General features: G+C 66.2%; 15 protein-coding genes. 9 read left to right on the top strand and 6 right to left on the bottom strand.

The window, feature by feature from the left end:
* The first annotated feature begins 48 nt into the window (after positions 1 to 48).
* Positions 49 to 1926 carry a biosynthetic arginine decarboxylase gene (gene speA, locus JF515_RS10125; RefSeq protein ID WP_203103803.1) on the top strand — a complete coding sequence of 626 codons (1878 nt, stop codon included), beginning with the start codon at positions 49 to 51 and terminating at the stop codon, positions 1924 to 1926.
* 19 nt (positions 1927 to 1945) lie between these two features.
* Positions 1946 to 2398, top strand: coding sequence for a DUF4112 domain-containing protein (locus JF515_RS10120; RefSeq protein WP_203103801.1), 453 nt, complete (start codon positions 1946 to 1948; stop codon positions 2396 to 2398).
* 7 nt (positions 2399 to 2405) lie between these two features.
* Here the strand turns inward: JF515_RS10120 and JF515_RS10115 are convergent, their stop codons facing one another.
* Positions 2406 to 3068: a DUF523 domain-containing protein gene (locus JF515_RS10115; RefSeq protein WP_203103799.1), complete on the bottom strand. Its 663-nt coding sequence runs from the start codon at positions 3066 to 3068 to the stop codon at positions 2406 to 2408.
* Between the two features lie 39 nt (positions 3069 to 3107).
* On the opposite strand from JF515_RS10115, the gene JF515_RS10110 reads away from it, so the two are divergent.
* Both JF515_RS10110 and JF515_RS10105 read left to right on the top strand, forming a co-directional pair.
* Entirely contained in the window at positions 3108 to 4067 is a 960-nt protein-coding gene (locus JF515_RS10110; RefSeq protein ID WP_203103797.1) for a D-2-hydroxyacid dehydrogenase, read from the top strand.
* Between the two features lie 17 nt (positions 4068 to 4084).
* Positions 4085 to 4507: a secondary thiamine-phosphate synthase enzyme YjbQ gene (locus JF515_RS10105; RefSeq protein WP_203103795.1), complete on the top strand. Its 423-nt coding sequence runs from the start codon at positions 4085 to 4087 to the stop codon at positions 4505 to 4507.
* A gap of 93 nt (positions 4508 to 4600) precedes the next feature.
* Here JF515_RS10105 and JF515_RS10100 read toward each other — a convergent pair whose 3' ends face one another.
* The 5 genes from JF515_RS10100 to JF515_RS10080 form a co-directional block, all read right to left on the bottom strand.
* Positions 4601 to 5356: a DUF2057 domain-containing protein gene (locus tag JF515_RS10100; RefSeq protein WP_203103793.1), complete on the bottom strand. Its 756-nt coding sequence runs from the start codon at positions 5354 to 5356 to the stop codon at positions 4601 to 4603.
* Positions 5357 to 5437: 81 nt separating this feature from the next.
* Positions 5438 to 5773, bottom strand: coding sequence for a hypothetical protein (locus JF515_RS10095; RefSeq protein WP_203103791.1), 336 nt, complete (start codon positions 5771 to 5773; stop codon positions 5438 to 5440).
* Positions 5770 to 6048, bottom strand: coding sequence for a BPTI/Kunitz domain-containing protein (locus JF515_RS10090; protein WP_202552878.1), 279 nt, complete (start codon positions 6046 to 6048; stop codon positions 5770 to 5772). Before JF515_RS10090 ends, JF515_RS10095 begins: the two co-directional genes overlap by 4 nt.
* A 45-nt stretch (positions 6049 to 6093) precedes the next feature.
* The gene (locus JF515_RS10085) at positions 6094 to 6447 is read right to left on the bottom strand and encodes a DMT family protein (RefSeq protein ID WP_203103789.1); all 354 of its coding nucleotides are present in this window, start codon (positions 6445 to 6447) and stop codon (positions 6094 to 6096) included.
* Between the two features lie 347 nt (positions 6448 to 6794).
* Positions 6795 to 8171 (bottom strand): cytochrome P450, encoded by a 1377-nt coding sequence (locus tag JF515_RS10080; protein ID WP_203103787.1) that lies wholly within the window; start codon positions 8169 to 8171, stop codon positions 6795 to 6797.
* Between the two features lie 174 nt (positions 8172 to 8345).
* On the opposite strand from JF515_RS10080, the gene moaB reads away from it, so the two are divergent.
* From moaB to JF515_RS10055, 5 genes are all read left to right on the top strand, one after another.
* Positions 8346 to 8864: a molybdenum cofactor biosynthesis protein B gene (gene moaB, locus JF515_RS10075; RefSeq protein WP_203103785.1), complete on the top strand. Its 519-nt coding sequence runs from the start codon at positions 8346 to 8348 to the stop codon at positions 8862 to 8864.
* Between the two features lie 2 nt (positions 8865 to 8866).
* Entirely contained in the window at positions 8867 to 10084 is a 1218-nt protein-coding gene (glp, locus tag JF515_RS10070) for a gephyrin-like molybdotransferase Glp (protein ID WP_203103783.1), read from the top strand.
* Positions 10085 to 10108: 24 nt separating this feature from the next.
* Positions 10109 to 10879 carry an SDR family oxidoreductase gene (locus JF515_RS10065; RefSeq protein WP_203103781.1) on the top strand — a complete coding sequence of 257 codons (771 nt, stop codon included), beginning with the start codon at positions 10109 to 10111 and terminating at the stop codon, positions 10877 to 10879.
* 19 nt (positions 10880 to 10898) lie between these two features.
* Positions 10899 to 11552 (top strand): TetR/AcrR family transcriptional regulator, encoded by a 654-nt coding sequence (locus tag JF515_RS10060; protein WP_203103779.1) that lies wholly within the window; start codon positions 10899 to 10901, stop codon positions 11550 to 11552.
* 109 nt (positions 11553 to 11661) lie between these two features.
* Positions 11662 to 12630, top strand: coding sequence for an NAD(P)H-dependent flavin oxidoreductase (locus tag JF515_RS10055; RefSeq protein WP_203103777.1), 969 nt, complete (start codon positions 11662 to 11664; stop codon positions 12628 to 12630).
* Positions 12631 to 12777 lie beyond the last annotated feature (147 nt).

The raw sequence follows: 12777 nt of genomic DNA, 5'->3' as shown, positions 1-12777 counted from the left end.
CCCGCAACAACACCGCCAATACCACCGCCGCCCTTGAAGGAAGCGACCATGACCGACACGCCCACCCCGTTCGATGCCATCTATAACGTGGATCGCTGGGGCGATGGCTATTTCCGGATCGGCGCGGATGGCCACCTGCGGGTGCGGCCGAAAGGCGAGGTCGGCGGTGAGGCCACCCTGGAAGCGGTACTGGCGGCGTGCCGCGCCGCCGGCCTGCGTACTCCGGTGCTGGCCCGTTTCTCAGGCATTCTGCGCGACCGGGTACGGCGCCTCTCCGGAGCCTTCCGCGACGCCATCCAGGCCCAGGGTTACGGGGGGCATTACACCCCGGTCTACCCGATCAAGGTAAACCAGCAGCGCCGGGTGGTGCACGAGATCCTGCGCGCCCGGGATGAAGGTGAGCGCATTGGCCTGGAGGCCGGCTCCAAGCCCGAGTTGCTGGCGGTACTGGCACTGTCCAACCCGGGCGACACCGTGGTTTGCAATGGTTACAAGGACCGCGAGTACCTGCGCCTGGCGTTGATGGGCGAGAAGCTTGGGCTGCAGGTGCAGATCGTGGTGGAGAAACTGTCCGAGCTGCCCATGCTGCTGAGCGAGGCGGCGGCCCTGGAAGTGGCGCCGCGCATCGGCCTGCGCGTGCGGCTGATGAGCATCGGCAAGGGCAACTGGCAGAACACCGGCGGCGAGAAATCCAAGTTTGGCCTGAGCGCGCCACAACTGATCGAGGCGGTGGAGCACTGTCGCCGGGCCGGCAAGCTGGATTGCCTGCGCATGCTGCACTTCCATCTCGGCTCGCAGATCGCCAACATCCAGGACATCAAGGCGGGCATGCGTGAGGCTGCCCGCTATTACACCGAGCTGCGCGGCCTGGGCGCGGCTTTGGACACGGTGGACGTGGGCGGCGGTCTGGGGGTGGATTACGAAGGTACCCACTCGCGTTCCTACTGCTCCATGAACTACAACCTGGCGGACTATGCCTGGCACATCGTTCAGACGCTGTCCGAACAATGCGCGCGCCACGGTCTGCCCGAGCCGCATCTGATCTCCGAATCCGGGCGCGCGCTCACCGCTCACCACGCGGTGCTGCTGCTCAATATCACCGACGAGGAACGCCAGGCGCCGGTGTCGGTGGCGGCGCCCGGCGATGACGATTGCGTGGAGCTGCACGAGCTGTGGCGGTTGAACCGTCTGCTGGAAGGCGGCGGCGTCAATTTGCTGGAGATTCATCCGGAGCTGCTGGGCGCCTGGCAGGACCTGCACCGGCGCTATCTCAATGGCGAGCTGGATATCCGTGGCCGCGCCGTCGGTGAGCAGCTTTACATGAATGGCCTGCTGGCGCTGCGCGGGCGACTCGATCCGCGTCGCCGTCAGCAGCGCGAACTGCTCGATCGCCTCAACGAGCTGCTCGCCGACAAACTGTTCGTCAATTTCTCCGTGTTCCAGTCGGTGCCGGATGTGTGGGGCATCGATCAGGTGTTCCCGGTGCTGCCGCTGTCCGGCCTGGACCAGCCCGCCAGCCGTCGCGGCGTGCTGCAGGACATCACCTGTGATTCCGACGGCCGTATTGATCAGTACGTGGACGGCGAGGGCGTGGAGGCCAGCCTGCCGCTGCCGGAAACCCTCAACGGCCACCTGGCGATCTTCATGGTCGGTGCCTACCAGGAAATTCTCGGCGACATGCATAACCTGTTCGGCGACACGGATTCCGTGGACGTGAACCTCAACGACCAGGGGGGCATCGAGCTGACCCATGCCATTCAAGGCGACACCGTCAGTTCGGTTCTGCGTTACGTGAACTTCGATCCGGAACGGTTGCTCGGCACCCTGGAAGAGCGCTGCCATCAGTCCCAGCTTCGCGACGACGAGCGCCAGCGATTCCTGGGCGAGATCCGTGACGGCCTGGCCGGCTACACCTATCTGGAATAACCCACCGGGGAATCACACCATGGATGAACAACGCAAAGCCCGCCAGGAAGCGGTGCTGAAACGGCTCGACCGGTTCAGCCGCTTCACCGATTCCAGCCTCCGGATTCCATTCACCCGCTTCGAGCTGGGCGCGGAAGCGATCATCGGTCTGATTCCCGGCATCGGCGATCTTGCCGGGCTGGTACTGGCCGGGTACGTGCTGGTGGAAGCGCGGCGCGCCGGCGCCAGCGGCGCCACTCAAAGGCGCATGGTGGGCAACATGCTGATCGATTTCCTGGGCGGTCTGGTGCCGGTGGTGGGCGATGCGTTCGACGCTATCTACAAGGCCAACACCCGTAATACCCGGCTGCTGCGCAAGGAACTGATGCGTGACCTGGGGCGCGAGGAGAAAAAGCCGTTTCCCTGGGCCACCCTGGTGGGCCTGTCGATTCTGTTCGGCGCCATCACCGCCGTGGTCGCGGCGCTGCTCTGAACGGAACTCAGGGCGTGGCCCGGGCCAGCCGGTCCAGAAAACGACGGGTACCGGACAGCAGCGGCTCGCCCAGGGTGGCACTGCGGTGGCGCAGCATCCTCAGGGCGGCGTTACCGCCAGCGCGCCAGTGATGATGGCAGAACACCCGCAACACGAAGGCTCGGGCGAACAGGGGATCATCGAGATCACAGTCGTTGGCCATCGGCAGGCGCGGGTGGCGGGCCGCCAGGGCGTTGGCGAAGGCGCCATCACCCAGTCCCCGGGCGGAGCCCCGGGCATCGTGCACCGGCGTGGTCCCCAGTCCGCAACTCGGCGAGCGGCTTTTCAGTACGAAACCGCTGAGCGGCCCGGGCAGCCGCCCGGCCTGCTCGCTCAGGGCCTCGGTAAAATCCTGGTCGGGGTCGGCCACGCCGCGCACCCGGCGTTGGTTGTTTAACTCCACCACCTGGATCGGTGGTCGCGGCACCGGCAGGCCAATGCTCACTTCCGGACATACCGGCGTTACCCGCACCAGCGCCGCCAGCTGGTCATGGACCAGCGCATGCCGGCGGTGATCGCCATCATGGCGCACCGGCTCGCCCATCAGGCAGGCGCTCACGCCGATCACGGGTTTGTCGATGTCGCGGCGGGGCGTTTCGAAGCCCATTTGCCGCAGCAAATCCGGTAGCATGGAAGACCTCCCGGTCCCAACCAACGGCGATAGTGTTTCATGAAAGGTGTCATTCTCGACAGTCAGACCCTCAAGCCCTCGGAGCTGGATTTCTCCGCCCTGGAGAACGAGCTGCCGCACTGGACATACTACGAGCAAACCGGCCCTGACGATGTAAAAAACCGTTTGCATGGCGCCACCGTGGCGATCACCAACAAGGTGGTGATCGACGAGGAGGCCCTGGCGGCGGCGCCGGATCTCAAGCTGATTGGCATCTCCGCCACCGGCACCAACAACGTGGACCTGGACGCCGCCCGCCGGCGCGGCGTGGTGGTCTGCAACGTCAGCGGTTACGGCACCGAAACCGTGGCCCAGCACACCCTGGCGCTGGCACTGGGGCTGGCCACCCGCTGGCACCAGTACGACCGTGACGCCCGCCAGGCGTGGCCGCGTTCCACCATGTTCTGCCGCATGGATTACCCGGTGTTTGATCTCAGCGGCAAGACCCTGGGGCTGATCGGCCATGGCGCCCTGGGTGGTCGCGTGGAAGAACTGGCCAAGGCGTTTGGCATGCGCGTGCTGGTGGCCCGTTCGATGCGCCCGGACGCGGTGCCGGACCCGGCCCGGGTGCCCCTGGAACAACTGCTGGCGGAAGCCGATCTGATCAGCCTGCATTGCCCGCTGACCGAGCACACCGACAAGCTGGTGAACCGGGATTTCCTGGCCGCCATGAAGGCGGGTGCCGGGCTGATCAACACCGCCCGGGGCGGCCTGGTGGACGAGCCGGCCCTGGCCGAGGCGTTGCGCTCCGGCCACCTGGGCGGCGCCGCCCTGGACGTGCTCAGCCAGGAGCCGCCGCCGGCGGATCACCCGCTGCTGGCCGATGACCTGCCCAACCTGATCATCACGCCGCACAGTGCCTGGGTCAGCACCGAGTCCCGCCAGCGGTTGCTGGATGGCGTGGTCGCCAACCTGCGCGCCTGGAAGGCGGGCCGGCCGATCAACGTGGTGAACGGCTGAGCGGGGAGGTTCGAGGTATGTGGCAACAACGGATTCTACGGCTGGCGCCCCGGTCCCGGGGCTTCCATCTAGTCACCGGGGAGGTGCTGGAGGAGATGCCGGAGATCGCCGAGCTGCGCGTCGGCCTGCTGCATCTGTTCATCCAGCACACCTCCGCGTCCCTGGCCATCAACGAGAACGCGGACCCGGACGTGCGCGGGGATCTGGAGCGGCACTTCAACGTCATGGTGCCGGAGCGCGCGCCCCATTATGAGCACACCCTGGAAGGGCCCGATGACATGCCGGCGCACATCAAGACGGTGCTGATCGGCGAGAGCCTGACGGTGCCGATTCGCGATGGTGCCCCGGCGTTGGGCACCTGGCAGGGCATCTATCTGTGCGAGCACCGCGACCACGCCGGTGGCCGGCGGGTGGTCGCCACCCTGCAGGGAGAACGGTAGGAACGACTGTGCGGCGTTCCGCTTCAGTCGCGATACCAAGCGTCGATGATCGCGACTGAAGTCGCTCCTGCAGCCGTTCTTGCAGCCGTCTTCTTACCGGGACAGCCACTGCAGGAACTGGCGGCGTTCCTCCGGGGTGGCCTGATTCCACTGGGCTTTCAGGGTGTCCAGGTAACCGCCGCTCTGGGCGCCTTGCGCGGCGGCGGGAGCCGGGGCGGCGGCTTGTGGCTGCTCGCTTTCCGGTGCCACGGTGGTGGCTTTGCGGGGCCGCGCGCGCACCGGCTGATCGGTGCCGCCACCGCCCTGGGGCGCGACGCTGGCGGAGGCGGCGCTTTCCACATTGGTGCCGGTGATGGGCGCCAGCAGGCCACGGTTGAGTACCAGGCCACTGTCCTCGGAGGGAGTCTTCTCGCCGGTCTGCATGTTCTCCACCCAGCCGGAGAAGTCGTCGGCCAGCTCACGGGCCTGCTCCGGGCCTTCCGGCCGCTTGAAGCCGAGCCGGTAGAACTCACCGCCCTGACCGTCCACCACGAACTTCGCGGGGTCGGATTTCATCACCTCGTGATTGTCCGGATCGAGATCCCAGAGGCGCTTGTAGAAGGCAACGATCTCGTAGCGACCGGGGGTCAGTTTGAGGTCTTTGTAGCCGCTGCTGAAGAAGGTGTTCACGCCGTCGATTTCACGGCCATTGATGGTGAACACCTCCAGGTCGGACGGCACGCGCACCGTCAGAACCTGGGCGTCCGGTTTCTGGGCGCCATCATAGAGCTGCACCACGGGACTGCGGGCGCAGGCGGCCAGCAGCAGAGCCGAACCCAGAAGCAAAACGAACGAACGCAATAAAGCCATGTTGGTCTCCCGATTGGCGGACCCGCCAGTGTGAGCGGGGCCGGTAACGATTTTATGACACTGATCCGATAACGGGGCGGATCAGAAGCCCCAGCTGGTCAGGTTCGCCGGCGGCTGCCCCCGGCCCAGACTGCGTAGCCCGCGGATGCAGCGCACCAGCCACCACACGCCGATCACCACCAGCAGCAGCCAGCCGATCAGCGCCAGGGTGGTGATGCCGGCGATCAGGTAATAAAGCAGGCCGATCCAGAAGGTGCGGTACTGGAAGCGGTAGTGGGAGCGTTCCGGCTCCCCCGCCTCCGGCGCGTTCAGGTGGGCGATCACCGCCCCCACCAGGGCGGTTACCCCACCGGTGAGCAAGCCGATCAGCAGCAGGGCATAGACCACCCTGAGCAATTGCCGGCTCTGCTCGTTCACGGCATTTCTTTCCCTTGCAGGTTTGGTGCCGGGGCGTAACAGCTTGCCATGCAGCTATCCATTGTCTCGAACGGTACGCTGCCCTCGCAGCCGCCCCAGGTGAATTCCTCGCAGCGGTCGGTTTCCGCGTTGTAATAGTAGCGTGGCACCGCCGCGCGGCACTGGCCGGCGTCCGGTTCCTGGAAGCAGGCCTCCGGCAGCGGGTGAGCGGTGCGCCCACTCTGGCAGCCGGCCAGCGCCAGAGCGCCGCCCAGCACGATCAACAACATGCGCATGGTCATTCCTCCTTGGATGTCGCCGGCCATCATAGCAGGCCCGGCCTAACCCATCAGGCGCCCGCGAAACAGAAAGAACACCGCCCCCATCAGGCAGAGCCCCGCCCACAGGTAGTCCCAGCTCAGTTTCTCCTTCAGGTAAAACAGGGAAAAAGGCACGAACACCGCCAGGGTAACCACCTCCTGGGTGATCTTGAGCTGACCCACCGTGAGCACCTGGTGGCCGATACGGTTGGCGGGCACCTGCAGCAGGTACTCGAACAGGGCGATGCCCCAGCTCACCAGCGCGGCCACGATCCAGGGCTTGTGGGCCATGTTCTTCAGGTGGCCGTACCAGGCGAAGGTCATGAACACATTGCTCAGGGTGAGCAGGCACAGGGTGGTCAGAACAGGCTTCATGGCGGGCCTCCGCGTCAGCGGCAGTGTTTCCGGTCCGACGGCAAGTCGTCGCCGCGCAACAACGACGACAACCCGAACGCCCCCAGCACCACCGCCAGGGACAGCAGAATCTTCACGAAAAAGGCGGACATAACCAACCCGATACCGTCACCGTAAAAGGCCACAGTCTACCCCCGCCACCCCCCACCTCAAACAACTCGGCGGTGATGTTTTCCATGAGAGAGAAGGGCCGTGCCGGGGCCGGCCGGGACCGTTGGAGGCAGGGACGCCGGAAACGAGCTACAGGGATGTACTTGCCGCGTGTCCCGGCCGGCCCCGGCACGGCCCTTCTCGCCCCCGCTGGAGAATCAACGCCGGGCGATCTCCACCGGCAAGCCATCCTTGGGCATCGCCAACGGCACCAACTGCACCGGCATCTCATACCCCTCCCGTACCGCCACCCGATAACGGCGCAGGAAATGGAACAGAAAGGTCTTGGTCTGGATCTCCGCGAAGTTCAGCCCCAGGCACTTATGGTGGCCACCGCCAAACGGAATCCACTGGAAATGGTGGCGCTTGTGCTCCGCCCGGGCGTCGCTGAAGCGCTCCGGATCAAAGCGCTCCGGATCACTCCAGTACTCGGGCATGTAATGAGTAAACAGCGGCGACAGGTTCACCAGCGTATTACGCGGAATCCGGTAGCCCTGGAATTCCACGTCCTCGGCGGTGCGGCGCGGGAAGGTGGTGAGTGCCGGTCGCAGCCGCAAGGTCTCGCGGAACACCCAGCCGGTCTCCACCATCTTCTCCAGATCCTCGTAGCCCGGCTGGTCGCCGGCCATGTCCTTCGCCACCCGGTCCATCTCCGCCGCCAGCCGCTGCTGCCATTCCGGGTTCTGGCAGAGCAGATAGATCAGCGAACACAGCGTGCTGGTGGTGGTGTCATGGGCGGCGAACAACAGAAAGATCATATGGTTGGCCACGTCCTGATCGGTGAGGCCGCCTTCCTCCTCCGCCGCCTTGCACAGCTCGCTGAAGAAGTCCGGGGACCGAGAACGGCGCTTCTCGGCGATCGACCCGGCGATAAACTCCTCCAGGAAACGCCGGCCACGCAGGCCCCGGTACCACAGCGTGCCCGGGATCGGCACCCGCAGCACCGCCAGGGAGGCGTCCGCCGCGTCGATGAAGGATTGGTTCACCCGTTCCGCCCGGGGCCCCATGTCCAGGCCCAGGAAGATTTGCGCGCCCACGTCCAGCAGCAGGCTCTTGATGTGGTCGAAGAAGGTGAAGGTCTCGCCCACCGGCCAGTCGGCCACGCCCTCGCGGATGCGCGGATTCATGCGCTCCAGGTAGCTGGCCAGGGCCGGCTTCTTGAACGCCTGCTGCATGATGCGGCGGTGGAACTTGTGGTCAGCGAAATCGCGCAGCATCAGGCCGTCGGTGAACAGCCGCTCCAGCAACGGGTTCCAGGCGGCGCGGCTGGAAAACACATGCTCCTTGTCGCGCAGCACGAACTCGTTGGCCTCGGGCCCCAGCAAGGTGACGCCACGCTGGAACATGACGCTGCCCTTGTGCACCGGCCCGTAACGGTCCGCCTGCTCGCGCACCAGGCCCTGGTAGTCACGCAGAAAGGCCAGGGTCTGGCCCAGGAGCGGCCAGCCATAGTCGCCGGGAATATGGCTCAGTTCGCGCTGGGGCATGCGCGGCAGCAGGGCCGCGCGGGCCCGGGCTTCTTCCATGGATGTCATGGCGTACTCCGATAAACAGGCTGTATATACCGGCAAGGTAATCGGGCCGGTGCCCCTCGACCAGGGGATGTCGGCAGCGGTCAAGCGGTGCTGTTCCGGCGGGTACGATGGGCCGTGGATGCCGCCGGACCACGGCGCTGGTAACATCGCGGGTCCGCAAAGGAGGAAACCGCCATGGCTCATCACGACACCGACTTCCAGCCCCTGGCGCTGGCGGTGCTCACCGTCAGTGACACCCGCACCCCGGACAACGACACCTCCGGCGATCTGCTCGCCGACCGCGCCCGTCAGGCCGGCCACGAGGTGGTGGCCCGGGACCTGGTGCGTGACGATATTTACCAACTGCGCCGGGTCGTCTCCGCCTGGATCGCCGACCCGGCGGTGCAGGTGGTGCTGGTCACCGGTGGCACCGGGTTTTCCGGTCGGGACAGCACCCCGGAGGCGCTCGGCGTGCTGTTCGACAAGGAAGTGCTGGGCTTTGGTGAACTGTTCCGCCAGGTCAGCCTGGACGAGATCGGCCCGTCCACCATCCAGTCCCGCTGCCTGGCGGGGGTTGCCAATCGCACCCTGATCTTTTGCCTGCCCGGCTCCAACAACGCTTGCGCCACCGGTTGGGACAAGATCATCGCCAACCAACTGGACAGTCGCACCCGGCCCTGCAATTTCGCGGGCCTGGTACGTCGCGAGGTCTGATCATGTCTTTGATGCCGGTGGATGAAGCCCGTGCCAGGCTGCTGGACAGCGCCCGTCCTCTGGGTCGGGTGGCACGCCTGCCGTTGGCCGAGGCTCGCGGCGGCTGGCTGGCGGAGCCGGTGGCCGCCCGGGTCACGGTGCCGCCCCACGACAATTCGGCGGTGGATGGCATCGCCGTGCGCCACGCCGACCTGGGAGATGGCTCGGTGACGCTGCCGGTGACCCTGCGGGTGCCCGCCGGTGATCCCCCCGGTGAGTTGGCCCCCGGCGGCGCGGCGCGTATCTTCACCGGCGCTCCGGTACCCGCCGGCGCCGATACCGTGCTGATGCAGGAAGACTGCGAGTTCGGCGAGGGCACGGTGACGCCGCCACCGGCGGCGCGGGCCCAACCTGGCCAGAACATCCGCCCCGCCGGCCAGGATGCCCGCGAAGGGGACACCGTGCTGGTCGCCGGCACCCGGGTTTCCGCCCGGGTCATCGGCCTGGCCGCGTCCGTGGGTGCGTCGGAGCTGGCGGTGCGCCGGCCCCGGGTGGTGGTGCTGAGCAGCGGCGATGAGCTGCTGCCCGCCGGCGCGCCACCGGCGCCGGGCAAGATCTACAACAGCAATGGCCCGCTGATGGAAAGCCTGCTGGCGGACAGCGGCTTTCCGGACGTTACCGCCCTGTGGCTGCCGGATGATCGCGGGCGCACCCGGGAGGCCCTGGACCAGTTGCTGGCCGATCCGCCGGATCTGGTGATGGCCAGCGGTGGCGTTTCCGTGGGCGAGGAGGACCACCTGCGGGCGGTGCTCGAGGAACGTGGCGATCTGGATTTCTGGCGCCTCGCGATCAAGCCCGGCAAGCCGTTTACCTTCGGTCGCCTGGGCGACGCCGGCGTGCCCTTCTTCGGCCTGCCGGGTAACCCCTCGGCGGTGCTGGTCTGTTACCTGATGCTGGTGTTGCCCTATCTGCGGCGCTGTCTGGGCGCCGGGCCGGTGCTGCCGGCACCTTACCGGCTGCCGGCGGACTTCGCCGTCAAACCGGGCCCGCGCCAGGAATACCTGCGCGTGCGCCGCGTGGCGCGCGACGGTGGCGCGGTGCTGGAGAAGCATCCCAACCAGAGCTCCGGCATGCTCAGCTCGGCGGTATGGGCGGACGGTCTGGCGGTGGCGCCGGTGGGGCACGGCCAGGCCGCCGGTGAACCGCTGGACTACTACAGCTTCGCCGACCTGCTGGCCTGACGCGACAACAACAAGGATTTCGTCATGAGTGAATCGAACCCCGCCGCGCGCAAGGTGGCCATCGTCACCGGTGCCGGCACCGGCATTGGCAAGGCCTGCGCTCTGGCACTGGTGGGGGCCGGCTATCGGGTGGCCTTCGCTGGCCGTGACGCCGAGCGCCTGGCGCGCACCCTGGCGGACGCCGGGCTGGACGCCGACCAGGCCCTGGCGGTGGCCACCGACGTGGGTGATCCTGAGCAGGTGAAAGCACTGTTCCAGCGCACCGTCGACGCCTGGGGCAGGCTCGATCTGCTGTTTAATAATGCCGGCACCGGCGCACCGCCGGTGCCCCTGGAAGAGTTGACCCCGGCGCAGTGGCAGCGGGTGGTGAACACCAACCTGTCCGGTGCTTTCTACTGCACCCAGGAGGCCTTCCGCATCATGAAGGCCCAGGACCCCATGGGCGGGCGCATCATCAACAATGGCTCGATCTCCGCGCAATCACCGCGTCCCAATTCGGCGCCCTACACCGCCACCAAGCACGCCATGACCGGCCTCACCAAAGCCACTTCCCTGGACGGTCGCCGCTACCGGATCGCCTGCGGGCAGATCGATATTGGCAACGCCGCCACCGAGATGACCGAGCCCATGAAGCGCGGTATTCCCCAGGCCAATGGCGAGATTCTGGTCGAGGACCGCATGGACGTGAGCCATGTGGCCGAGGCGGTGGTGCATATGGCGGCCCTGCCGTTGGACGCCAATGTGCAGTTCATGACGATCATGGCCACCCGCATGCCCTTTATCGGGCGCGGCTGACCCCTTCACGGAGCACGCCTTGGCCAAGAAGCCGAAATCGGAACAGGAGGTGGCGGCTTTTCGCGAGCGGGTTCGTGACGCCGCCACCCGGCTGTTTCTGGAGCGCGGGCCGGATAACGTGACGATGCGCCAGATCGCCGCGGAAATGGGTGTCAGCCCGATGACCCCATACCGTTATTTTCGCGATAAGGACGAAATCCTGGCGCTGGTGCGCGCCGCCGCCTTCAATCAGTTCGCCGAGAACCTGGAACAGGCGGTGCGCGCCGCCGGCGATGCCCGCGCCAAGGCCCGGGCGGCGGGCGCCGCCTACCTGGATTTCGCGCGCCGCTTCCCGGACACCTACCAATTGCTGTTCGAGCACACCCAGGACGACGAGGACCGTTATCCCGAGCTGGTCAAGGCCCATGCCCGAGCCAATGAGGGCATGGCCGGTTACGTGCAGGAGATGATCGACGCCGGCCTGGTGCGCGGTGACGCCAAGCTGATCGGTTATATGTTCTGGGCCACCATGCATGGCACCGTGGTGCTGGAGCAAAGCGGAGCCCTGGGGCCTGACATGGATGTGGATTTTTTGCGCCAGACCACCATGCGCACCCTGTTCGCCGGCATGGGGGTGTTGCCGCCCTACTGGGATGATGGTGATCGCGACTGGCCAGAATCACCAGTCAGTTGATCGCAAAGGTCACCGCCGTGGCGTTTTCGGGGTTGTCGGCAATGGCGATCCCGGCATAAAGTATACGCCGTAAATTATTGGACCCATTTGCCCTTGGAGAGAGTCCGACATGGCTTTACCCGCGCATTTGGCGGACCGGCTGCGTTTGCCGGTGATCGCCTCCCCACTGTTCATTATTTCCAATCCGGACCTGGTGATCGCCCAGTGCAAGGCCGGCATCGTCGGTTCCTTCCCGTCGCTGAACGCGCGGCCGGTGTCGCAGCTGGACGAATGGCTGCACCGCATCACCGAGGAACTGGCCGCCTGGGACCGGGACAACCCGGATACCCCGTCCGCGCCGTTCGCCGTCAACCAGATCGTGCACAAGACCAATGACCGCCTGGAAGAAGACCTGGCCCTGTGCGAGAAGTACAAGGTGCCCATGGTGATCACTTCCCTGGGCGCCCGGGAAGACCTCAACAAGGCGGTGCACGGTTGGGGTGGCATGGTCATGCACGATGTGATCAACGACCGCTTTGGCCGCAAGGCCATCGAGAAGGGCGCCGACGGCTTGATCGCCGTGGCCGCCGGGGCGGGCGGTCACGCCGGCCAGCTGTCGCCGTTCGCCTTGATCCAGGAACTGCGCCAGTGGTTCGAGGGGCCAATCGCTCTGTCCGGTTCCATCGCCAATGGCGCTTCCATTCTCGCTGCCCAGGCGATGGGCGCGGATCTGGCCTACATCGGCTCCATGTTCATCGCCTCCAAGGAAGCCAACGCGGTGGAGGGTTACAAGCGGATGATCGTGGACAGCAGCGCTTCGGATATTGTTTACAGCAACCTGTTCACCGGGGTGCACGGCAACTACCTGGCGCCGTCCATCGTCAACGCCGGCATGGACCCGGCGAATCTGCCGGAGAGCGATCCTTCGAAGATGAACTTCGGCTCCGGCGGCGGCAGCAAGACCAAGGCCTGGAAGGACATCTGGGGCTGCGGCCAGGGCATCGGCGTGGTCGACGACATCCTGCCCGCCGCCGAGCACGTGGCGCGCCTGACCCGCGAATACGAAGCGGCCAAGGAAGCCCTTCGCGCCAAGATGTAAGGTTCATCGCGCTTTAAATCGGTCCCGGAAGGCACCCACACAGCTCCGCTTCGAGGTGGCGGAACCGTTCCGGGTGCGAACAACGATGAACCAGGGTGGGTTGAGGGGCGGCTTCGTAGAGCCGGTGGCGTCGAGGATCACTGCTAA

The organism is Alloalcanivorax marinus (assembly GCF_016785095.1).
In the GTDB taxonomy this organism is placed as follows: domain Bacteria; phylum Pseudomonadota; class Gammaproteobacteria; order Pseudomonadales; family Alcanivoracaceae; genus Alloalcanivorax; species Alloalcanivorax marinus_A.
Note: the sequence above shows the minus strand (reverse complement) of the source record. Positions and strands in the feature narration are given on the sequence as shown.